General features: G+C 69.7%; 19 protein-coding genes. 8 read left to right on the top strand and 11 right to left on the bottom strand.

Annotated elements, in window-relative coordinates:
* Positions 1-398: 398 nt before the first annotated feature.
* The 6 genes from WG921_RS10345 to WG921_RS10320 all read right to left on the bottom strand — a co-directional run bounded on the left by WG921_RS10345 (position 399) and on the right by WG921_RS10320 (position 7,016).
* A complete protein-coding gene (locus WG921_RS10345; RefSeq protein ID WP_340109152.1) occupies positions 399-1,853 on the bottom strand; it encodes a DegQ family serine endoprotease in 1,455 nt (484 codons plus the stop codon).
* A 165-nt stretch (positions 1,854-2,018) separates the two neighbouring features.
* On the bottom strand, positions 2,019-2,924 hold the full coding sequence (gene hflC, locus WG921_RS10340; RefSeq protein ID WP_340109151.1) for a protease modulator HflC: 906 nt from the start codon (positions 2,922-2,924) through the stop codon (positions 2,019-2,021).
* Positions 2,924-4,102: an FtsH protease activity modulator HflK gene (hflK, locus tag WG921_RS10335; protein ID WP_340109150.1), complete on the bottom strand. Its 1,179-nt coding sequence runs from the start codon at positions 4,100-4,102 to the stop codon at positions 2,924-2,926. The genes hflC and hflK overlap by 1 nt, the downstream gene beginning before the upstream one ends.
* A 36-nt stretch (positions 4,103-4,138) precedes the next feature.
* Positions 4,139-5,491 (bottom strand): glutathione-disulfide reductase, encoded by a 1,353-nt coding sequence (gene gor / locus WG921_RS10330; RefSeq protein ID WP_340109149.1) that lies wholly within the window; start codon positions 5,489-5,491, stop codon positions 4,139-4,141.
* Between the two features lie 99 nt (positions 5,492-5,590).
* The gene (rpiA, locus tag WG921_RS10325) at positions 5,591-6,319 is read right to left on the bottom strand and encodes a ribose-5-phosphate isomerase RpiA (protein ID WP_340109148.1); all 729 of its coding nucleotides are present in this window, start codon (positions 6,317-6,319) and stop codon (positions 5,591-5,593) included.
* A complete protein-coding gene (locus WG921_RS10320; protein WP_340109147.1) occupies positions 6,312-7,016 on the bottom strand; it encodes a thiamine diphosphokinase in 705 nt (234 codons plus the stop codon). The genes rpiA and WG921_RS10320 overlap by 8 nt, the downstream gene beginning before the upstream one ends.
* A gap of 148 nt (positions 7,017-7,164) precedes the next feature.
* On the opposite strand from WG921_RS10320, the gene WG921_RS10315 reads away from it, so the two are divergent.
* On the top strand, positions 7,165-7,683 hold the full coding sequence (locus WG921_RS10315) for a hypothetical protein (protein ID WP_340109146.1): 519 nt from the start codon (positions 7,165-7,167) through the stop codon (positions 7,681-7,683).
* 17 nt (positions 7,684-7,700) lie between these two features.
* Here WG921_RS10315 and WG921_RS10310 read toward each other — a convergent pair whose 3' ends face one another.
* Positions 7,701-7,931 (bottom strand): DUF2842 domain-containing protein, encoded by a 231-nt coding sequence (locus WG921_RS10310; protein ID WP_340109145.1) that lies wholly within the window; start codon positions 7,929-7,931, stop codon positions 7,701-7,703.
* A gap of 8 nt (positions 7,932-7,939) precedes the next feature.
* Positions 7,940-9,232, bottom strand: a complete 1,293-nt coding sequence (locus WG921_RS10305) for an adenylosuccinate synthase (RefSeq protein WP_340109144.1) — start codon at positions 9,230-9,232, stop codon at positions 7,940-7,942.
* Positions 9,233-9,601: 369 nt separating this feature from the next.
* Between WG921_RS10305 and WG921_RS10300 the strand changes: the two genes are divergently transcribed.
* Both WG921_RS10300 and WG921_RS10295 read left to right on the top strand, forming a co-directional pair.
* Complete coding sequence (locus WG921_RS10300) at positions 9,602-10,912, top strand: hypothetical protein (RefSeq protein ID WP_340109143.1); 1,311 nt, start codon at positions 9,602-9,604, stop codon at positions 10,910-10,912.
* A gap of 10 nt (positions 10,913-10,922) precedes the next feature.
* Positions 10,923-12,200, top strand: a complete 1,278-nt coding sequence (locus WG921_RS10295; protein WP_340109142.1) for a FecR family protein — start codon at positions 10,923-10,925, stop codon at positions 12,198-12,200.
* Between the two features lie 55 nt (positions 12,201-12,255).
* Here the strand turns inward: WG921_RS10295 and serA are convergent, their stop codons facing one another.
* Both serA and WG921_RS10285 read right to left on the bottom strand, forming a co-directional pair.
* On the bottom strand, positions 12,256-13,848 hold the full coding sequence (gene serA, locus WG921_RS10290; protein ID WP_340109141.1) for a phosphoglycerate dehydrogenase: 1,593 nt from the start codon (positions 13,846-13,848) through the stop codon (positions 12,256-12,258).
* A gap of 97 nt (positions 13,849-13,945) precedes the next feature.
* On the bottom strand, positions 13,946-15,127 hold the full coding sequence (locus WG921_RS10285) for a phosphoserine transaminase (protein WP_340109140.1): 1,182 nt from the start codon (positions 15,125-15,127) through the stop codon (positions 13,946-13,948).
* Positions 15,128-15,352: 225 nt separating this feature from the next.
* Between WG921_RS10285 and WG921_RS10280 the strand changes: the two genes are divergently transcribed.
* The 3 genes from WG921_RS10280 to WG921_RS10270 are packed head-to-tail and all read left to right on the top strand — an operon-like array spanning position 15,353 to position 17,948.
* The gene (locus WG921_RS10280) at positions 15,353-15,817 is read left to right on the top strand and encodes a DUF2147 domain-containing protein (protein WP_340109139.1); all 465 of its coding nucleotides are present in this window, start codon (positions 15,353-15,355) and stop codon (positions 15,815-15,817) included.
* A 56-nt stretch (positions 15,818-15,873) separates the two neighbouring features.
* Positions 15,874-17,013 carry an aminotransferase class V-fold PLP-dependent enzyme gene (locus WG921_RS10275; protein ID WP_340109138.1) on the top strand — a complete coding sequence of 380 codons (1,140 nt, stop codon included), beginning with the start codon at positions 15,874-15,876 and terminating at the stop codon, positions 17,011-17,013.
* A complete protein-coding gene (locus WG921_RS10270) occupies positions 17,010-17,948 on the top strand; it encodes a DMT family transporter (protein ID WP_340109137.1) in 939 nt (312 codons plus the stop codon). Before WG921_RS10275 ends, WG921_RS10270 begins: the two co-directional genes overlap by 4 nt.
* Positions 17,949-17,953: 5 nt before the next feature.
* Here WG921_RS10270 and WG921_RS10265 read toward each other — a convergent pair whose 3' ends face one another.
* The gene (locus WG921_RS10265) at positions 17,954-18,571 is read right to left on the bottom strand and encodes a GcrA family cell cycle regulator (RefSeq protein ID WP_340109136.1); all 618 of its coding nucleotides are present in this window, start codon (positions 18,569-18,571) and stop codon (positions 17,954-17,956) included.
* A gap of 210 nt (positions 18,572-18,781) precedes the next feature.
* Between WG921_RS10265 and WG921_RS10260 the strand changes: the two genes are divergently transcribed.
* Positions 18,782-19,954, top strand: coding sequence for an aspartate aminotransferase family protein (locus WG921_RS10260; protein ID WP_340109135.1), 1,173 nt, complete (start codon positions 18,782-18,784; stop codon positions 19,952-19,954).
* Complete coding sequence (gene argF / locus WG921_RS10255; RefSeq protein WP_340109134.1) at positions 19,951-20,916, top strand: ornithine carbamoyltransferase; 966 nt, start codon at positions 19,951-19,953, stop codon at positions 20,914-20,916. The genes WG921_RS10260 and argF overlap by 4 nt, the downstream gene beginning before the upstream one ends.
* The last annotated feature ends 68 nt before the right edge of the window (positions 20,917-20,984 follow it).

Genomic DNA, 20,984 nt, shown 5'->3' with positions numbered 1-20,984 from the left:
GACGCGTTGCAAGGGTGGAGCGGGAGCGCCGGGTCACGTATTCTTGCGGGAACCGTCGGCGGGGAAAGGCTGAGCGATGGTCGTGAACCGCATTGTCTCGGCTGTCGGGACCGGCTCGATCGCCGAGCTTCGGGCCTTCTACGCCGATCTCTTCGGTCTGGAGGCGGTCATGGATCACGGATGGTTCATGACGCTGGCGTCCGGCGAGGCCCAGCCGGTCCAGATCGGCCTCGCGGGCGCGGCGGCTCGGCCACGCCATCGTCTACGACATCACGGGCGAACCATGGGGGGCGCGGCGGTTCTTCATCCGCGATCCGGCGGGAACGCTGCTGAACATTCTCGCCCATCCGGGCTGAACGGGCGGGCGGCGCACCGGCCGCCCGTTCGGCTGGCGCCGGTCAGCCGTTGTTGGTCAGGACGATGAACCGGCGCCCGCCTTCGGACAGGAGCAGGATCAGGATCGATTTCCGCTCCTCCTCCTTCGCCTTCGCGATCCCGCCGCGCACGTCGGCCGGCGTCGCGACCTCCGATTCGGCGACCTCCATGATCACGTCGCCGGGCCGGACGCCCTTCTTCGCCGCTTCGCTGTTGGCGTCCACCTCGGTCACCAGCACGCCTTTCGCGCCTTCGGCGACGCCGTAATCCTTCCGGTTCTTCGCGGTCAGCGGCTCCATCTTCATGCCGAGCGCGGACTCCGCGACCGAGGGGGATTCCGGCGTGTCGACCTCCGCCGCGATCTCGCCCTCGCCCTCGTCGAGAAGGCCGAGCACGACCTTCACGGTCTGGGTCTTGCCCTTGCGCCAGACGACGACGCGGACATCCTTGCCGACCTCGGTCTCCGCCACCATGCGCGGCAGATCGCGCATCTCGGCGATGTCGCGGCCGTCGAATTTCATGATCACGTCGCCGGCCTCGATGCCGGCCTGCGCCGCCGGGCCGTCCGCCGTCACCTCGGCGACGAGCGCCCCCGCCGGCTTCGCGAGCGCGAGCCCTTCGGCCAGTTCCGGCGTCACCGCCTGGATCCGGACGCCGAGCCAGCCGCGCCGGGTCCGGCCGAACTCCCGAAGCTGCGAGACCACGGTCTTCACCAGCCCCGACGGGACCGAAAAGCCGATGCCGATGGAGCCGCCCGACGGCGAGATGATCGCCGTGTTCACCCCGATCACTTCGCCGGCCATGTTGAAGAGCGGCCCGCCGGAATTCCCCCGGTTGATCGCGGCGTCGGTCTGGATGAAGGCGTCATAGGGGCCGGAGTTTATGTCCCGGTTCCGCGCCGAGATGATCCCGGCCGAGACCGACCCCCCCAGCCCGAACGGATTGCCGATCGCCAGCACCCAGTCTCCGACGCGCGAGGCGGCGCTGTCGCCGAAATTGACGAAGACCAGCGGCGCCGGCGGCGTCACCTTCAGCACGGCGATGTCGGTTTTCGGGTCGGTGCCGATGATCGTCGCCGGGAGGGACGAGCCGTCGGAGAAGTTCACCACGATCTCGTCGGCGTTGTCGATCACGTGATTGTTGGTCACGACGACGCCGTCCGGGTCGATGATGAAGCCCGAGCCGAGCGAATTCGTCGTCTGCGGCCCGCGCGGGCCGTTATTGTCGAAAAAGTCCTTGAACAGCTCTTCGAACGGCGAGCCGGGCGGCAATTGCGGGCGCGGCCCGCGCTCCTCCGGCTCGATGGTTTGCGTGGTGGCGATGTTCACCACCGCCGGGCTGAGCCGTTGCGCCAGATCGGCGAAGCTGTCCGGCGCCGCGGCTGCGCGATCCGCCGGCGCGCCGAGGGCGAGGATCGCCGTCGCGGCGGCGAGCGTCACGGCTCTCGCCGTCCTGAGGGAAAGCAGGGGCAGGGTCACGTCTGGCCTCCTCGAAATTGTTTGCTCATCGCCGCGCCGACGCGCGGCCGGGATGTTCGCCGGCGTCGGAATAGGCCGAAAATACGATCATTCCAACGCCAGCGTTACACTTTATGTCACGGAGGTGAAAGCGTGGGCGTCGGCGGCTTTCGCCGCCGGCGCCGTTCATTTCAGGCGTTCGGGGTTCTTCAGATAGTCGTCGGCCGGCGGCTCGGCGTTCTTCAGATAGTCGAAGAACTCGCTGTCCGGCGTGATGACCATGGTCGAGTTCTCGCCCTTCAACGCATGCTCATAGGCCGCGAGCGACCGATAGAACGCGTAGAACTCCGGGTCGCGGCCATAGGCTTCGGCGAAGATCGCGCTTCGGGTGGCGTCCGCTTCACCGCGAATGATCTCGGCGTCGCGGCGGGCCTTGGAGACCAGCTCGACCGTCTGACGATCCGCGGTGGCGCGCACGACCTGCGCCGCCTCGGCGCCGCGGGCCCGCTCATCCGCCGCCTCGCGTTCGCGTTCGGCCTGCATCCGCGCGAAGGTCGCCTTGAGGTTCTGCTGCGGAAGATCCGCCCGCTTGATCCGGACGTCGATGATCTCGACGCCGAGATTCTCCGCCGGCCGCCGCGCGGCGTCGCGGATCTGGGTCATCATCGCCGCCCGGTCCGTCGACAGGATGTCGCGCGAGTTGACGTTGCCGAGCACGCCGCGAAGCGCCGCGTTCAGGACCGAATCCAGCCGTGACGCGCCGACCGATTCGCCGCCGCCCGCGACCGCGAGCCGGAACTTGACCGGATCGATGATCCGCCAGCGCGCGAAGGCCTCGACGACCAGCCGGCGCTCGTCCAGCGGCGTGACCTCGAGAGGTTCGGTCTCGAGCGGCAGGATGCGGTCTTCGTAATAGACCACGTTCTGGATGAACGGGATCTTGAAGTTGAGCCCCGGATCCTGCTGCACGTCCTTGACCTGGCCGAACTGCAGCACGATCGCCTGCTTGCGCTCGTCGACGATGTAGACCGATGAGACGATCGTGAAGAGAAGCGCCGCGACGACGCCGAGAATGATGTAACTGCGCGGCATCACTGGTCTCCCTTGTTGATGTCGTTCTGGCCAGCCTGGGCCGGCCTCGTTTTCCGCAGCTCGTTCAGCGGCAGATAGGGGACGACGCCCTGCCCGCCCGCCGCGCCATCGTCGATGATGACCTTGTCGATATCCGCGAACACGCGCTCCATGCTTTCAAGATAGAGACGCTTGCGGGTGACCTCCTGGGCCTTGGCGTACTCCTCGAAGATCGCCTTGAACCGGCTCGCCTCGCCGTCGGCCTCGTTCACCAGCTTCGCCCGGTAGCCTTCCGCCTCCTGCAGAAGCTGGGCGGATTCGCCGCGCGCTCCGGCGAGCCGCTTGTTCGCGTAGGCGTCGGCGCGTTTCTCGAGCGTGTCGCGCTCCTGCTCGGCCGCCTGCACGTCGCGGAAGCTGTCGATGACCTCCCTCGGCGGATCGGCCTTGTCGAGGTTGAGGCGGACGACGTTGATCCCGCTCTGATAGGTGTCCATCGTCGTCTGGATCAGGTCGCTCACCTGCTGGCTGACCTCGGCGCGGTCGCGGTTCAGGATCGGCTTCATCTCCGAGCGGCCGATCACCTCGCGCATCGCCGATTCGGCGACGGCGGTGACGGTGGCCTCCGGATCGGCCAGGTTGAACAGATAGGCCTCCGGATCCTTGACGTTCCAGACCAGCTGGAACCCGATGTCGATGATGTTGGCGTCGCCGGTGAGCATCAGCCCCTTGTCGGAGGCCTGGCTTTCGCGCGTGCCGGTCTGGAACGAGCCGATATCGACGGTGTTCTCCCGCGTGACCTGCACGATCTCCTTGGTCTGAACCGGCCAGAGGATGAAGTTGAGGCCCGGCGTGCCGATGCCGGTGCGCTCGCCGAAGGTGAGAATGACCGAACGCTCCTCCGGCTTCACGGTGTAGACCGCGTTCCAGAGATAGAACCCGATCGCCGCGACGGCGATCAGCGCGATTCCGCCCTTGCCGAGCCCGCCGGCGCCGCCGCCGCCGGGGCGCTTGCCGCGCCCGCCGCCGCCGCCGCCCATGATGACCTTCAGCCGCTCGCGCCCTTCACGCAGGATATCCTCGATATCCGGCGGGCGCTGCCCGCCGCCGCGGTCGCCTCCGCCGCCGCCGCCGCCCCAGGGGCTCTTGCCGCCGCCATCGCCGCCCCCGGTTCCCCAGGGTCCGCCTCCATTACTCGACATAGGCATATCTTCCTTTCCCGTGCGCGCCGGTCCGGTTCAGACCGGGTCGCGCATTGTCACAAGTTCTTCGGCGGCCGTCGGGTGCACCGCGACCGTCCGATCGAAATCCGCCTTCGTCGCGCCCATCTTCACCGCGACTCCGGCCAACTGGATCATCTCGCCGGCGCCGTGGCCGACGATATGAACGCCGCGCACGCGCTGGTCCTCGCGGGTCACGACCAGCTTCATGAGCATTTTCTCTTCCCGGCCCGACAGCGTCGCCATCATCGGGCGGAACACGGCCTTGTAGATGTCCACCTCGCCGAGCGCGCGCGCCTCGGCCTCGGTCAGCCCGACCGTGCCGATCTCCGGCTGGGTGAAGACCGCGGTGGGCACATCCGCGTGATCCGGCTTCGTCGGATTGGCGCCGAACACCGTCTCGACGAAGGCCGCGCCCTCCCGGATCGCCACCGGCGTCAGCGCGAGCCGGTCGGTGACGTCGCCGACCGCGTAGATCGAGGGGATGTTGGACTGCGACCAGTCGTCGACCGCGACCGCGCCGGATTCCGTCAGCGCGACCCCGGCCGCCTCCAGCCCCAGCCCTTCGGTGTTGGGCTTGCGGCCGGTGGCGTAGAACACGCAATCGAACGTGTCCGACGCGCCGTCGTCGAACAGGACCCGATGCGGCGCGCCGCCTTCGATCGAGACGACGTCGCGCCCGTAGCGGATGTCGATCCCCTTGGCGCTCATTTCCGCCGACAGATGCGCGCGCAGATCCTGATCGAAGCCGCGCAGGATGAGGTCGCGCCGGTAGACTTGCGTCACCTTCGCGCCGAGCCCGTGCAGGATGCAGGCGAATTCGCAGGCGATGAAGCCGCCGCCGACGATGAGAACCCGCTCCGGCGCCGCCGGAAGGTTGAAGATCTCGTTCGAGGTGATCGCATGTTCGGCGCCCGGAAAATCCGGAACGAAGGGCGTCCCGCCCGTCGCGACGAGGATATGCTTGGCGCTGACGGTCCGGCCCTCGGCGACGAGGCGCACGTCATGCGCGCCCGCGACCTCGGCGCGGGTGTGGAGCACCTCGGCCCCGGCCGCGGCGGCGTTCTTCGCGTAAAGCCCTTCGAGGCGGGCGATCTCCTTGTCCTTGGCCGCGATCAGGCGGCTCCAGTCGAACCGGGTCTCGCCGACCGACCAGCCGAACCCGGCCGCATCTTCGAACGCGTCCCGGAAGCTCGACGCGTAGACCATCAGCTTCTTCGGCACGCAGCCCCGGATGACGCAGGTGCCGCCAAAGCGGAATTCCTCGGCGATTCCGACGCGCGCGCCGAGGCCCGCCGCCATCCGCGCCGCGCGCACGCCGCCGGAGCCGCCGCCGATGACAAAAAGATCATAGTCGAAGCTTCCGCTCATACACTCCTCCCGATGCCGCCGTCGGGCCGTGTGTGGAGCCCCGCCATGGTCGAAGGCAATCTAGGCGCCCCACCCCCTGAACGCAATGACGCCCGCCGGTCAGGCGCCGTCCGGGCCGGGTTTTTCAACGACCGTCGCGCCGCCATCCTCGCGCCCGACGACCGCGGCGCGCGCCATGTCGATGAAAAGTCCGGTCTCCACCACGCCCGGCAGATTGTTGAGCCTGAGAGAGAGCCCCGGCGCGTCGCCGATCCGCCCGAGCGCGAGATCGACGATGTGATGGCCTTCGTCCGTCACCAGCGGCGCGCCGTCCGCCATCCGGAGCCGCGCGGCGCGCCCGTCCACGTCCTCGTCCGCGAGCGCCTCCGCGATCCGCTCCATCGTCGCGCGCCAGCCGAAGCGCACCACCTCGACCGGCAGCGGAAACGCGCCAAGCCGGGAGACCGCCTTGCCCGCATCCGCGATCACGATCATCCGCCGGGACGCCGCGGCGACGATCTTTTCCTGAAGGAGAGAGCCGCCGCCGCCCTTGATCAGGGTGAGGTCCGGGTCGAACTCGTCGGCCCCGTCGATCGTGAGATCGAGCGCGCCGACCTCGTCCAGCGCGCCGACGCGAAGCCCGCATTCCGCCGCGAGCCGCGCGGTCCGCGACGAGGTGGCGACGCAGAAGAGGCCGCTCGCGCCCATCCGCTCGCCGAGCAGGCGCACGAGGTGAACCGCCGTCGACCCGGTCCCGAGGCCAAGGCGCATGCCCGGCTCGACATAGTCGAGCGCGCGGCGCGCGGCGGCGAACTTCGCCCGTTCCGCAGGGGTTTTCGGCTCATCCACGATCAGGGTCTCCTCTGGGCTCAGCCTGCTTCAACAGCCCCTGAAGCGCCGCGTCAAGCCGCGCGCGCGGCAGGATGACGACCGCGCCCGCGCGGTCGAAGTCGAGCGTGACCGGCCCGGTCGCCTCGTTCGACGTGCCGACCCTCGCGCCCGCCTCGAAGCGGAGCCCGTCGACCGGCCAGCGCAGCCCCCGCCCCGAAAGGCTCGCGACCGTGCGCATCGGGAAGATCGAAATCCGGTCCCCCGGCTCCAGATCCAGCGACAGCGAGACCCCGGCGGAGAAGATCACATCCTCCGCCCCGATCATCAGGATCGGCCGCGGATCCGTGATCAGCGCATGGAGCGCGGCGAGCTGGTGATCCACCCGGCCGCCGAGAAAGCCGACGCAGAGGAAAAACGCCGCTTCGACGCGAAGAAGGCATTTTTCGAGATCCGTGGTCTCCTGCTCGGGCACATGGATCAGCCGCGCGCCGAGCCGGCGGCGCCAGCCCGCCACGTCTTCGAGCGAATCCAGGTCGCCGATGATCGCGTCCGGCGTCAGCCCCGCCGGCAGCGCGTTGGCGCCGCCATCGGCGCAGATCAGCGCCGCCGCCCGCGCCAGCGCCTCGTCCAGCGCCCCGGCCGTCTCCGCCGCCTCCGGCCCCGCGCCGAGCAGGGTCGCCCCGCGCGCGACGCGGATTGTCTCCTCCGGCCTCATTCACGCCCTTTCCTGCTCCGCGCCGCCGCCCCGGCGCCCGCTTTCGGGATGATCGCCTGTCGCTTTCGGCCCGATCCGGGTTAAGCTATATCCGGCGGGCGCATGAGACGAAACCGGGCGGGCCCGGACCGGCGCGTGGGGGCGCGATATGACGCAGACACGAAAACTCGACCTTTCGCTCGGCGCGTTCCGTTGCGAGATCGTCGGCTATGACGATCCGCACGCCATTCTCGGCCGCGTCGTCGAGCTGTTCTCCGAAACCGCGTCGGCGGAGGCGTGGATGGCGGCCAGCGGCGGGCCGCGCGGCGCCGATCTTCGCGCGCGCTTCGCCGAAAAGCTGCGCGAGGAGGCGGCGCGCCTCGACGCCGAGGTCGCGGCGGGGCCGGACGAGGTGCGCGTCGCGCGGAGGGACGCCGAGCCCGGCCTCGACGACGCGGGCCGCCCGCGCCTCGCCGCGACCGAGGTGATCAAGATGCCCCCCGGCATGGGGCCTGAACTGGAGCGGATGCGCGCCCGTTTCGCGCGGGAGGAGGCGGAGCGGCCGCTCCCGAAGCCGGCCGGCGAGGAGCGCTCCCTCTTCGACGACGACCACGAGCCGCCGAAGGAGGAGGAGACGCTGATCCTCTCCCGCGCCGATCGCGCGCCGTCGTCGAAAAGGGGGGAATGAGCCCGCGCGGGCGCGCCTCAGCCCTCCGGCCCCTCCTCCTTCGGCGCCGCCTTGCCGACGCCGCGAAACACGACGCGGAACGGCAGCGCCCAGAGCACCCCGAGCGCGATGTAGATCCCGAGTTCGAGCCAGAGCGGCGGCCGGTCGATCCAGTTCATCACCGTCACCGCCGCCACCACATAGAGCGGCAGCCAGACCAGCAGCAGCAGGAGAGAGAGCCGCCGCCGCGTCTTGTAGGAGAGCGCCACGCCGCCGCTCAATCCGCGAACGGATCGGTGACGAGGATGGTGTCGTCCCGCTCCGGCGAGGTCGAGAGCAGCGCGACCGGGCAGCCGATCAGCTCCTCCACCCGCCGGACATACTTGATCGCGGCCGCCGGGAGATCGGCCCATGAGCGCGCGCCCTCGGTGCTCTCCCGCCATCCGGGCAACGTCTCGTAGATCGGCTCGGCCGCCGCCTGCAGCGCCGCCGCCGTCGGCAGATGGTCGAGCACCTCGCCGCCGAGGCGATAGCCGGTGCAGATCCTCAGCTCGTCGAACCCGTCCAGCACGTCGAGCTTGGTGAGGGCGATGCCCGAGACCCCGCTCTGCATGCAGGTCTGGCGCACCAGAACCGCGTCGAACCAGCCGCAGCGGCGCTTGCGGCCGGTGACGGTGCCGAATTCGCGCCCGCGCTCGCCGAGGCGCCGCCCGTCGGCGTCATGCAGCTCGGTCGGGAACGGCCCTTCGCCGACCCGCGTCGTGTAGGCCTTGACGATGCCGAGCACGAAATCCACCGCGTTCGGGCCGAGCCCCGAGCCGGTCGCCGCCATGCCGGCGAGCGTGTTCGACGAGGTGACGTAGGGATACGTTCCGAAATCGACATCGAGCAGCGCGCCCTGCGCGCCCTCGAACAGGATCCGCTGCCCCGCCCGGCGCCGCTCCGCGAGCAGCCGCCAGACCGGCGCCGCATAGGGCAGGATCTCCGGCGCGATCGCCGTCAGCTCCGCCTTCAGCGCGGCGCGGTCGATCGGAGCGACGCCGAGCCCGCGCCGCAGCGCGTCATGATGCGCGAGAAGCCGGTCGAGCCGCCCCTCCAGCGTCGCCTCGTCGGCGAGATCGGCGACGCGGACCGCGCGCCGGCCGACCTTGTCCTCATAGGCCGGGCCGATGCCGCGCCCGGTGGTGCCGATCTTCTCGGTTCCCGCCGCAGCCTCGCGCAGCTGGTCGAGATCGCGGTGAATCGGCAGGATCAGCGGCGCGTTCTCCGCCACGGCGAAACTGGCCGGGGAGATCTCCGCGCCCTGCCCCCGCAGCACGCCGATCTCCTTCACCAGCGCCCACGGGTCGAGCACGACCCCGTTGCCGATCACGGAGAGCTTGCCCCGGCGGACGATGCCCGACGGCAGCAACGAGAGCTTGTAGGTCACGCCGCCGATCACCAGCGTATGGCCGGCGTTGTGCCCGCCCTGGAACCGGACGATCACGTCCGCGCGCTCCGAAAGCCAGTCGACTATCTTTCCCTTGCCTTCGTCGCCCCACTGGGCGCCGACGACCGCCACATTCGCCATGGATGAACTCCCTTGTAAGCGGCGCCCTTATAGGCGTGGCCGCCGCTCCCGGAAACCGCCAAACCGCCGCACGGGCGCCGGCGCGCGCAGCGCCCGGGCGCATCTCCCCGCGCGAGGCCTCATCAGGGCGCGGCGCCGACGGCGGAGATGTGTACTTGCCTATATGACGCGCCGCCGCCGAAGCGCGCCGGAGCGCGCCGGCCGATACACATCTTTATTATAGTGAATATTTCGTTTACCATACCCATTAAAATCTCTCGATTGCGGCGGGCGTCGGCGGGCGACAAAAAACATTGACATAATCGACAACACTGATCAATTTCAGCGCCAAATCTGGGGATTCATGCTTCGAGGGGGGTCGAAGAAGCCATGAGGTATTTTTCCACGGCTGTGATCGCATGCGCGCTGTCGGCGTTCGCCGTGGCGGCGGGCGCCGCCGACGACAGCGCCGAAAAGCGCCAGAAGCAGGCCGAGCTCTACGCGGAAATGCTGACCCGGCCGGCCGATCCGGAGCTGATGATCGCCTATGCGCGGGTCTCGGTCGAGCTGAGCGATTACGAGGCGGCGATCGCGACCCTCGAGCGGGCGCTGATCTACGAGCCGGACGAGCCGCTGACCGAGCTGGAGCTCGGCGTCGCCTATTTCCGCATCGGCTCCTACCGGATCGCGGAGGTTCACCTGAACGCGGCCCGGACGCACGGGCTGCCGCCGGAGCTGGACGCGCGCGCGGCGCAATACCAGGCCGAAATCGCGCGCCGGACGGAGGTCTCCCAGCTCTCCGGCGTCGCCTCCTTCGGCCTCGCCTACTCCTCGAACGCCAATCTCGGGCCGAAAAACGATCTGATCTCCTTTTTCGGGGTGCCCGCGATCATCCCCTCCTCCGCGACCGCGCAATCGGATATCGGCGCGCGCGCCGCGCTGTCGCTCCGCCACACATATGATCTCGGCCGCTCGAACAGCGACGCGCTGGTGACGGATCTCAATCTCTATTCCCTGCATTTCTTCGACGAGACCGACGGCGACGTCGATGTCGTCTCGCTCACCACCGGGCCCAATCTCGCGCTCGACAACCGCGCCTTCGGCGTCAAGATGCGCCCGTTCGTCAATCTCGGATATGCGCGCGTCGGCAACGACTCGCTCTATTCCGACTATGGCGTCGGCGCCGAATTTTCGCGGCCGGTGTCCGACACCCTCACGACCTTCGCGCGCTTCGATCTCAACCGGCGGGACTTCCACAACGGGTTCAGCGAGTTCGACAGCGTGATCTTCGGCGGCGAGATCGGCGCCTCCGCGCGCACCAGCCCCGGCGCGCAGATCAACGGCTCGATCTTCGCCGCCGCCGAGTTCACCGACGACAGCGACTTCGACAACCAGGAATTCGGCCTCAGAAGCTCCTTCACATATTCCTACGCCCCGGACATCGACATGGTGGACGGGCTCTGGACCGCCTCGGCCTACGCCCGCGCCACGCGGCGATACTTCGACGACGCGGTCCCCTATATCGACCCGACGCGAAGCCGCAGCGACAAGGAGTTCCGGATCGGACTCGGGCATCTCTTCCGCATTCAGGACGGGCTCGGGGTCCGCGCCGATGTGGACTACTACAACCGCGACTCGAACATCCCGAACTTCGATCTCGACAATCTGACCGGGGCGCTCTCGGTCGTTTACGAATTCTAGGAGCCGCGCGATGACATTTTCCGACCACCGTCCCCGCCTCCTGACCTGCGCCGCCGCCCTCGGCGCGGCGCTGCTGATCGCGCCCGCCGCCGGCGCGCAGGAGATCGGCGTCATGGGCGCGGCCAACCCCGCCATGACCGGAACCGCGCCGAGCGCGCCGCCCCGCCCGCTGCTGACCGGCGAGGCCGTCTTCAGCGACGACGACATCGTCTCCGGCCCGGACGGGCTCGGATTCGCGATGTTTCACGACCAGACGACATTGACCATCGCGCCGAACTCCCGGATCCGGCTCGACAAATATGTCTACGATCCGGCGAGCGAGCGCGGCGAGATCGGCGTCAGCCTGCTCCGCGGCGCGGTGCGGATGATCGGCGGCCGGGTGACGAAGACCGCCGACGCCACGATCCGCACGCCGACCGCCACCATCGGCATCCGCGGCGGCGCCGCGACGGTCGAGAGCTTTGACGACGGCGGCGCGCGGGTGACGCTGATCGGCGGCGAATACGCCCATGTCGCCACCGCGACCGACGAGCTCTACATCTCCCGCCCCGGCGGCTCCGCCGTCGTCGACCCAAATGGCGACGTGAGCTACGCCGGCGTGATCGACACCATGACGGCGGAACAGGTCACGGGGCTCTTCATCACGCCGGGCGATGGCGGCGCGCCGGCGGAACGGCTGCCGGCCTCCGCAGGCGGCCTCGCGACCGACAACTCCCTCGCGCCGGGCGCCGTCGTCGCCGAAGCGGTGGCGACCAACGGCCTCTTTCTCGAAACGACCTCGGTGCTTGACGACGCGTTCGACCTCAGCCGGGTCGAGGAGGTCGCGCAGGCCGCGGTGTATTCCGACATGGATCGGCTGGGCGCCCTGGTCGACAACGCCGATTTCGTCGATATCGGCGGAACCGGCGTGATCCAGGGGCAGCTGATCTGGACCAACACGTCCGATCTCGACCTGCACCTGATCCTGCCGAACAACGCCGGCGAGGTCGCCTGGTTCAACAAGACCGTCATCTTCAACGACAACCTGGCCACCGCCACGCTCGACGTGGACAATCTCGGCGGCGTCGTCAGCGTCGCGCCGAACAAGCGCGTGGAGAACATCGTCGTGAACGGCGACGATATTCCGAAGGGAACCTATGTCTTCTTCGTGGACGCGTTCACCGTCCGCGGCGAGGGCAAGACGTCCTATTCGCTGAACGTCACCGGCGACGGCGGCGGAACGATCCGGCGCCTGACCGGCGCCCTCGGCCCGGGCGAAGACAGCCCGAACGTCCAGGTGATCCGCTGACCCCAGCGGCCTGACCGCCGCCCGGCCCCGAGGGGCCGGGCGGCTCTCGCCTCGCTCAGAAGGTCAGCGCTTTCGCCTGAATGACCTGCGGCAGCGACATGATCTCCTTCAACATCCCCGGCTCGATCGGCTCATCGACGCCAATCAGCGCGATCGCCTCGCCGCCCCGATTCGCGCGGCCGAGCGCGAAGGTCGCGATGTTGATGTTGAGCGCCCCGAGCTTCTGCCCCAGCGCGCCGATGAAGCCTGGCGTATCGCTGTTCGTGGTGTAGAGCATGTGCTTCGAGGGCTCGCTCTCGAGATCGATGCCCTTGATCTGGATGATCCGCGGCTTGCCGTCGGAGAACACCGTTCCGGCCAGCGAGCGGGTCCGGACCTCCGTCGTCACGATCAGCCGGACATAGGAGCCATAGGCGCCCTGCGCGTCCTTGCGCGTCTCGGAGATCTTCATGCCGCGCTCGCGCGCGACCAGCGGCGCGGAGACCATGTTGACGCCGCCCTCGCCCACCAGCGGCGTGAGCAGCGCCGCCACCAGCGCGGCGGTCAGCGGACGGAGATTGAGCTCCCCGACCTCGCCGACATATTCGATCTCCAGCTCCTTGATCGGGTTCTCCGTCACCTGGCCGGCGAACCCGCCGAGCTTCTCGCAAAGCCCGATCCAGGGCTTCAGCAGCGGCGCCTCCTCCGCCGTCACCGACGGCGCGTTGATCGCGTTCGAGATCGCGCCCTGCATGAGGTAGTCCGACATCTGCTCCGCCACCTGAAGCGCGACGTTCTCCTGCGCTTCGGTGGTCGCCGCGCCGAGATGCGGGGTCGCGACGAAGTTCGGGCAGCCGAGGAGCGGGTTCTCCGTCGCCGGCTCCACCGCGAACACGTCGAACCCGGCGCCGGCCAGCGCGCCGGATTTCAGCGCCGCGGCCACCGCCGCCTCGTCGACCAGCCCGCCCCGCGCGCAGTTGATCAGCCGGGCCCCCGGCTTCATCAGCGCCACGCGCTCCGCGGAGAGGATGTTGGCGGTCTTCTCCGTCTTCGGCAGATGCAGCGAGACGAAATCGGCCCGCTTGAGCAGCGTCTCGACATCGGCGACCTTCTCGACGCCGAGATCCTGCGCGCGGTCGGCGGAGAGGAAAGGGTCGAACGCGATCACCTTCATCTTCAGCCCGACGCCGCGCGCCGCGACGACCGAGCCGATATTGCCGCAGCCGATGAGGCCCAGCGTCTTGCCGGTCAGCTCCACTCCCATGAAGCGGGATTTCTCCCATTTTCCGGCCTGGGTTGAGGCGTCGGCGGCGGGGATCTGCCGCGCCACCGCGAACATCATCGCGATCGCGTGTTCGGCGGTGGTGATCGCGTTTCCGAACGGCGTGTTCATCACCACGACGCCCTTGGCCGACGCCGCGGCGAGATCGATGTTGTCGACGCCGATCCCGGCGCGCCCGATCACCTTCAGATTGCCCGCGGCGGCGATGATCTCCGCCGTCGCCTTGGTGGCGGAGCGAATGGCGAGCCCGTCATAGTCGCCGATGATCGCCTTCAGCGCGGCCGGATCCTTGCCGAGAGTCGGCTGGAAATCCACCTCGACGCCGCGCTCCCGAAAGATCTGGACGGCGGCGTCGGAGAGTTTGTCGGAAATAAGAACCTTAGGCATGAGTCGTCACCTCGCGGATCAGGCGTCGCGGCCCGATCGAATGATGTGAAAAAGGGGAGGCGCCCCCCTTCCCCGAAGGAGAAAGGGGGGCGGAAGTTCAGGCGGTCGCGGGCGAGAGCGCCGCTTTCTCCGCCGCGAAGGCCCAGTCGAGCCAGGGCGTCAGCGCCTCGATATCGGCGGTGTCCACCGTGGCCCCGCACCAGATCCGGAGCCCCGGAGGCGCATCGCGGTAGCCGCCGATATCGTAAGCGGCCTCCTCGGCTTCGAGCCGCGCGACCATCCGCTTGCAGAACGCCCGCTGCGCCGCGTCGTCCAGCGCCGCCACCTCGGGGTCGGTGATCCTGAGGCAGACGGAGGTGTTCGAGCGGTTCGCGGGGGCCGCGACCAGGTTCTCGATCCAGCTCGTCCGGTCGACCCAGCCCTGAAGCGCGGCGAAATTCGCGTCAGCCCGCGCCCGGAGCGCGGGCAGGCCGCCGACCCGCTCCGCCCAGTCCAGCGCGTCGATGTAATCCGCGACCGCGAGCATCGACGGCGTGTTGATCGTCTCGCCGCGGAAGACCCCCTCGATCAGGGCGCCGCCCTTGGTCAGCCGGAAGATCTTCGGCAGCGGGCGGTCCGGCGTGAAGCTCTCCAGCCGCTCCACCGCGCGCGGCGAGAGCACGATGACGCCATGCGCGCCCTCCCCGCCCAGCACCTTCTGCCAGGAGAAGGTGACGACATCGAGCTTCGGCCAGTCCAGACCTTGCGCGAAGGCGGCCGAGGTGGCGTCGCAGATCGTCAGCCCGGCGCGGTCCGCCGCGATCCAGTCCGCGTTCGGAATCCGCGCGCCCGAGGTGGTGCCGTTCCAGGTGAAGACCACGTCCGCCTCCGGGCGAACCGCGGAAAGATCCGGCAGCGCGCCGTACTCCGCCTTGAGGATGTTGACGTCGTCGAGCTTCAGCTGCTTTTGCACATTCGCGGCCCAGCCGGCGCCGAAGCTCTCCCAGACCAGGACATCGACCGGGCGCGGCCCAAGGAGGCCCCAGAGCGCCATCTCCACCGCTCCGGTGTCCGAGGCCGGCGTGACGCCGACCCGGTAGCCTTCGGGAACGCCGAGCAGCGCGGCCGTTCGGTCCACCGCCGCCTTCAGCTGCGCCTTCGGGCCCGCCGCGCGGTGCGACCGGCCGAGAAAGGCCTTCGCCGCGACCGCTTCGAGCGACCAGTCAGGATGTTTCGGACAGGGTCCGGATGAGAATTCCGGGCGCACGGGCTTGCCGTGCGGCTTTTGCGGGAACGTCATCGACGCGCTCCATCGTCAGGGCGATATTTCTGAGCTTGCCGCCGCTCGCCCTTACCCGGCGACCCGCCCGGAGCCGGAATAGGCGGCGCCGGGGCGCGGCGTCAATCCCGGAAATGCGCCGCTCCGAAGAAACCCGCCCGAAAGACCGACATGTGACTTAAGGCCCTTTGCGACGGAGGCGCCGCGTTCATACGTGGGAGAAGGACCCAAGATGAAAGCTCCGCGATGATACGCCTCTTCCTCGCCGCCCTCCTGCTCATCACCCTGCCCGCCCTGCTCGAGGCGCGCGCCAACCCGCCGACCGGGCTCTGGCTGACCGAAAAGCAGGGGGTGATCGTCAGGCTCTACGAATGCGGGCCCGAGACCCTCTGCGGCAGGACCGTCTGGATCAAGAAGAAGACCTTCAAGGACGGCTCGCCCCGGCTCGATGCGAAAAACCCCGATTCCACGCTCCGCGACCGGCCCTGGTGCGGGATCGAGGTGATCACCGGGCTCCGCCCCGACGGCGAGGGCGGCTGGGACAAGGGCAAGGTCTACGACCCGAAGACCGGGCGCACCTTCGATTTCCGCCTCGAACGCACGACGGACGGCCTGAAGGCGCGGGGCTATCTCGGGGCGCCGTTCCTCGGGAAGACCGAGCGCTGGACCGCGGCGGACCCGGCCGACCTCACATTCTGCGACCCGGTCTGAGCGCGATTGATCGCGGCCCGATATGCGGGTAGCGATGGAGGCGAAGGAGCCTCCGCATGACGCTTATCCCCTGCCAGCGCGCGCTTTTCGACATTCCGCGCGACGTCGCCTATCTCAACACAGCCTACATGTCGCCGCTGAGCCGCGAGGCGGTCGCGGCGATCGACCGCGGCGCGCGGATGAAGGCGCGGCCATGGGAGCTGACGATCCCGGATTTCTATGAGGCGCCCGACCGCGCGCGCGCGCTGTTCGCCGGGCTGGTGAACGCCGACGCCGCCGGCGTGGCGCTGGTCCCCTCCGCCAGCTACGGCGTCGAGACGGCGGCGAAGAACATCGCGGTCGGACCGGGGCGCCGCGTCGTCCTGCTCGCGGACCAGTTTCCGAGCAACGTCTATCCCTGGCGCCGGAAGGTCGCGGAGACCGGCGGCGAGATCGTCGCGGTCGCGCCGGAGCCGGGCGCGCCGGCGACCGAGGCGGTCCTCGCCGCGATCGACGAGCGCTGCGCGGTCGCGGCGCTGCCCAATCTGCTCTGGACGACGGGCGCGCTCGTCGATCTCGCGGCGGTGCGCCGGCGCTGCGACGAGGTCGGCGCGGCGCTGGTGCTCGACCTCACCCAGTCCGCCGGCGCGATGGAGACCGACTTCAGCGCGATCCGGCCGGATTTCGCCGCCGCCGCCGCCTATAAATGGCTGCTCGGCCCCTACGCCACCGGGTTTCTCTACGTCGCGCCCGAGCGGCGGGACGGCGCGCCGCTGGAGGAGGGCTGGATCGCCCGCAAGGACAGCCGCGATTTCTCCGGCCTCACCGCCTACACCGACGATTACGAGCCGGGCGCGCTCCGCTTCGACATGGGGGAGCGGGCCAATTTCGCGCTGACGCCGGGACTGATCGCCGGGCTGGAGCTGCTCACCCGATGGGGGCCGGCGAATATCGGGGAGACGCTGGCCGCGCGCACGGCCGGGCTCTCGCGGCGGATCGCCGCGCTCGGCCTCTCGCCGACGCCGGACGCGGCGCGCGGGCCGCATTTCCTCTCCGCCGGGCTGCCGGCGGGGGCGCCGGCGGATCTTATCGCCCGGCTCGCGGCGCGCGGGGTGCATCTCTCGGCGCGGGGCGGCGCGCTCCGCATCACCCCGCATCTCTGGAACGACGACGAGGATTGCGACCGGCTGATCGAGGCGCTCGAGGCCGTCTTGTGACGGGAGCCGGCCCCGGGCTTCGGGCCTGGGCGCTGCTGCTTCTTCTCGGGCTGATCTTCGGGTCGAGCTTCATGTTCACGAATATCGTGGTGCGGGAGATTCCGCCGCTCACCCTCGCCGCGTTCCGCCTCGCCTTCGCGGCGGCGCTCCTTTTCGCGGCCGTCGCCGCGACCGGCGCGCGTCTTCCCCGCATCGGCGGCGCCGGCGGGCGGCTCTGGGCGATCGCGGCCTTCTCCGCCCTGTTCGGCACGCTCCTGCCGTTCTGGCTCATCTCCTGGTCCCAGGTCCACATTCCCTCCGCGCTCACCGCGCTCCTGATGGCGCCGATGCCGATGGTCTCGCTGATCCTCTCCCATTTCCTCATCAAGGGAGAGCGGATGACGGCGCCGCGGATCGCCGGGTTCTTCGCCGGCTTCATCGGCGTCGCCCTCCTGATCGGGCCGGAGGCGTTCGGGATGATCGGAGGGTGGGATTTTCGGCTGCTCGGCCAGTTGGCCAGCCTCGGGGCGATGCTCTGCTACGCGCTGAACGGCATCGTGCTGAAGCGCGCCGGGCCGGTGGACCCGCTCGGCATGAGCGCGGCGGTGATCGGGGTCGGCGCCCTTGTCGGCGTGCCGCTGGCGCTCTGGGTGGAGGCGCCGGATCTCGGCGCCTTCAGCGCGACGTCATGGGCGCTCGCGGCCGCGCTCGGCCTCGGCGCGACGGCGATGGCGCAGATCATCATGCTGGCGCTTCTCGCGCTCGCCGGGCCGCCGTTCCTCGCTTCCGTGAATTACCAGGTGCCGCTCTGGGCCGCCGCGTTCGGCGTGTTCTTCCTCGGCGAGGCGCTGGACCCGGCGTTTCCGCTGGCGATGGGGCTGATCCTCGCCGGGCTCGCGCTCGCGCAGTTCGGCGGCCGCCGCCGCGCCGCATCACCCGGCGCGGCGCGGGACTGACGGCCTCAGCGGAAGCCGCCGCCGCCGGTCGAGCGGTTGCGGCGCCGGTCGCGGTCGCGGCGCGACGACATCGGCTGGAAGGCCACCGCGACATGGGCCTCGCAATAGGGTTTTCCCGGCTGGCAGGCGAGGCCGCAGAAGAAGAAATCGTCGGTCGCGGGGTCGCCGATCGGCCATTTGCAGGTGCGCTCGGTCAGCTCCAGCAGATTGAGCCGCTTCGCCTTCGCCTCCATCTCGGCCAGGGCCTCGGCGGTGCGCTGCGCATCCTCGACCATGGCCGGCGTCGGCGGCGGCGGCTCGCGCCGGGAGCCGGCCGAGTGGACCGGCCTCGGCGCGGCCGGCGCGGCCTTCGGCTCCTGCGGCGGCGGCGGCGGAGGGGGAGGCGCCGCGGTCGCCGGTTCGGGATTGGCGGCGGCGGCGGCGGCCGGCTTCACGGCCGGCTTCGCCTCCTCGGCCGCCGGCGCGGCCTTCGCGGTCGCGCGGTTGGACAGACCGAGCCGATGAACCTTGCCGATCACGGCGTTGCGCGTGACGCCGCCGAGCGCCTTGGCGATCTGGCTCGCGCTCTGACCTTCGGTCCACATCTTCGTCAGCTGCTCGACCCGCTCGTCGGTCCAGGACATCGTCATCTCTCCACATGATCTGCGCGCAGGGGAGGCGCTGGCGCAGCCTCTATTCTAATCGCGCAAGGCGTCATTACAAGATAGGCGCCTCCCGCTCGATTGACAGCCTCGCGACGCTCGCTGATAACTTGGGGCCGCGCCCCGCCCGCGCCAACGCATGCGGGGCGCGGTTTTTTGAGGAACGATAGCCCCGTAAGGAGGGCCGAACAGATGATCCCTACCCTGATGCCGACTTATGCGCGCACAGATCATGAGTTCGTGCGCGGCGAAGGCGCATGGCTGATCGACCGGGAAGGGCGCCGCCATCTGGATTTCGCCGCAGGCATCGCCGTCAACTGCCTCGGCCATGCGCACCCGAAGCTGGTCGCCGCGCTGACCGAGCAGGCCGGCAAGCTCTGGCACACCTCCAATCTCTACCGCGCCCCCTGGCAGGAGCGGCTCGCCGAACGGCTCTGCGAGCTCACCTTCGCCGATACGGTGTTCTTCACCAATTCCGGCGCCGAGGCGATCGAGTGCGCCTTCAAGACCGCGCGCAAGCATCAGTCCGATATCGGCGCGCCGGAACGGGTGGAGATCATCACTTTCGACGGCTGCTTCCATGGCCGGACCCTCGCCGGGATCTCGGCCTCCGGCGCGGAGAAGATGGTGAAGGGATTCGGCCCGCTCGCGCCCGGCTTCCGGCAGGTTCCGATCGATCTCGACGCGGTGCGCGCCGCCGCCGGCCCGGAGACCGCCGCGATCTGCATCGAGCCGGTGATCGGCGAAGGCGGGATCATCCCGATGGAGCGGGCGTTCCTGCGGGGCCTCCGCGAGATCGCGGACGAGACCGGCGCGCTGCTCATCTTCGACGAGATCCAGTGCGGCGTGGGCCGCACCGGGCGGCTTTTCGCGCATGAATGGGCCGGCGTCGCCCCGGACATCATGGCGATCGCCAAGGGCATCGGCGGCGGCTTCCCCATCGGCGCCTGCCTCGCCACCGAGCGCGCGGCCTCCGGCATGACCGCCGGCGTCCACGGCTCCACCTATGGCGGCAATCCGCTCGGCGCGGCGGTGGCGATGGCGGTGCTGGACGAGGTGGCCAACGAGGCCTTCCTCAGCAATGTGCGCCGGCTCGCCGGAACGCTCTCGCAGAAGCTCGGCGCGGTCGTCGCCGCGCATCCCGAGGTGCTGGAATCGGTGCGCGGCGAAGGGTTGATGATCGGCGTCAAATGCGCGCGCCCGAACGGGGAGGTGATCAAGGCCGCCTATGACCAGCTTCTGCTGACCGTGCCGGCGGCGGGCGACGTCATCCGCATCCTGCCGCCGCTGAACGTCACCGATGAAGAGATCGACGAGGCGATGACGCGGCTCGACGCCGCCTGCCGCGCGCTCAAGGCCGCATGAGCGCCGCGGGCGAGATCCGGCCGGGCGCGGCGGGGCGCCGGCACTTTCTCGATATCCGCGATATCGGCGCCGACGATCTGCGCGCGATCATCGAGGACGCGAAGGCGATGAAGGCGGCGCGCGCAGGCCTGCCGAACGGCGCGCCCGATCCCGCGCCCGCCCTGCCCGGCCGCGCGCTGGCGATGATCTTCGAGAAGCCCTCGACGCGGACGCGGGTGAGCTTCGAGATCGGCATCCGCCAGCTCGGCGGCCACGCGGTGCTGCTCTCCGGCGGCGGCTCGCAGCTCGGGCGCGGCGAAACCGTGGCCGACACCGCCCGCGTTCTCTCGCGTTATGTCGATGCGATCATGATGCGCACCTCCGGGCACGCCAACCTGCTGGAGATGGCGAAGCACGCCGCGGTTCCGGTCATCAACGGCCTCACCGACGACAGCCATCCCTGCCAGATCGTGGCCGACGTGATGACCTTCGAGGAGAAAAACGGCCCGATCGAAGGGCGCCGGCTCTGCTGGACCGGGGACGGAAACAACGTCGCCTCCAGCTTCATCGAGGCGGCGGCGCGGCTTCGCTTCTCGCTCGCGCTCGCCTGCCCGACGGCGCTGTCGCCCCACCCGCGCGCGCTCGCCTTCGCCGAAGCCGAGGGCGCCGACGTGCGCGTGGAGCGGGACGCGGCGAAAGCGGCCGCCGGCGCCGACGCCGTGATCACGGACACCTGGTTCTCGATGGGCGACGAGAACGCCGCCCGCCAGAGCCGCCACAACCAGCTCGCGCCCTATCAGGTCACGGAGGAGCTGATGGCGCAGGCGGCGCCCGGCGCGCTCTTCATGCATTGCCTGCCCGCCCATCGCGGCGAGGAGGTGACGGCGGAGGTGCTGGACGGCCCGCACTCGGTCATCTTCGACGAGGCGGAAAACCGGCTGCACGCGCAGAAGGCGATCCTGAAATGGTGCTTGCGCGTCTGAGACGCGCTTCGGGCGCGCGCCCGCTGGAGCAGGGTTGAAGGTCCGGGCCGCGCTCGCGGGGCCGCTCG

The sequence above is a fragment of the Paludibacillus litoralis genome, assembly GCF_037646705.1.
Lineage (GTDB): Bacteria > Pseudomonadota > Alphaproteobacteria > Rhodobacterales > Rhodobacteraceae > Pikeienuella > Pikeienuella litoralis.
Note: the sequence above shows the minus strand (reverse complement) of the source record. Positions and strands in the feature narration are given on the sequence as shown.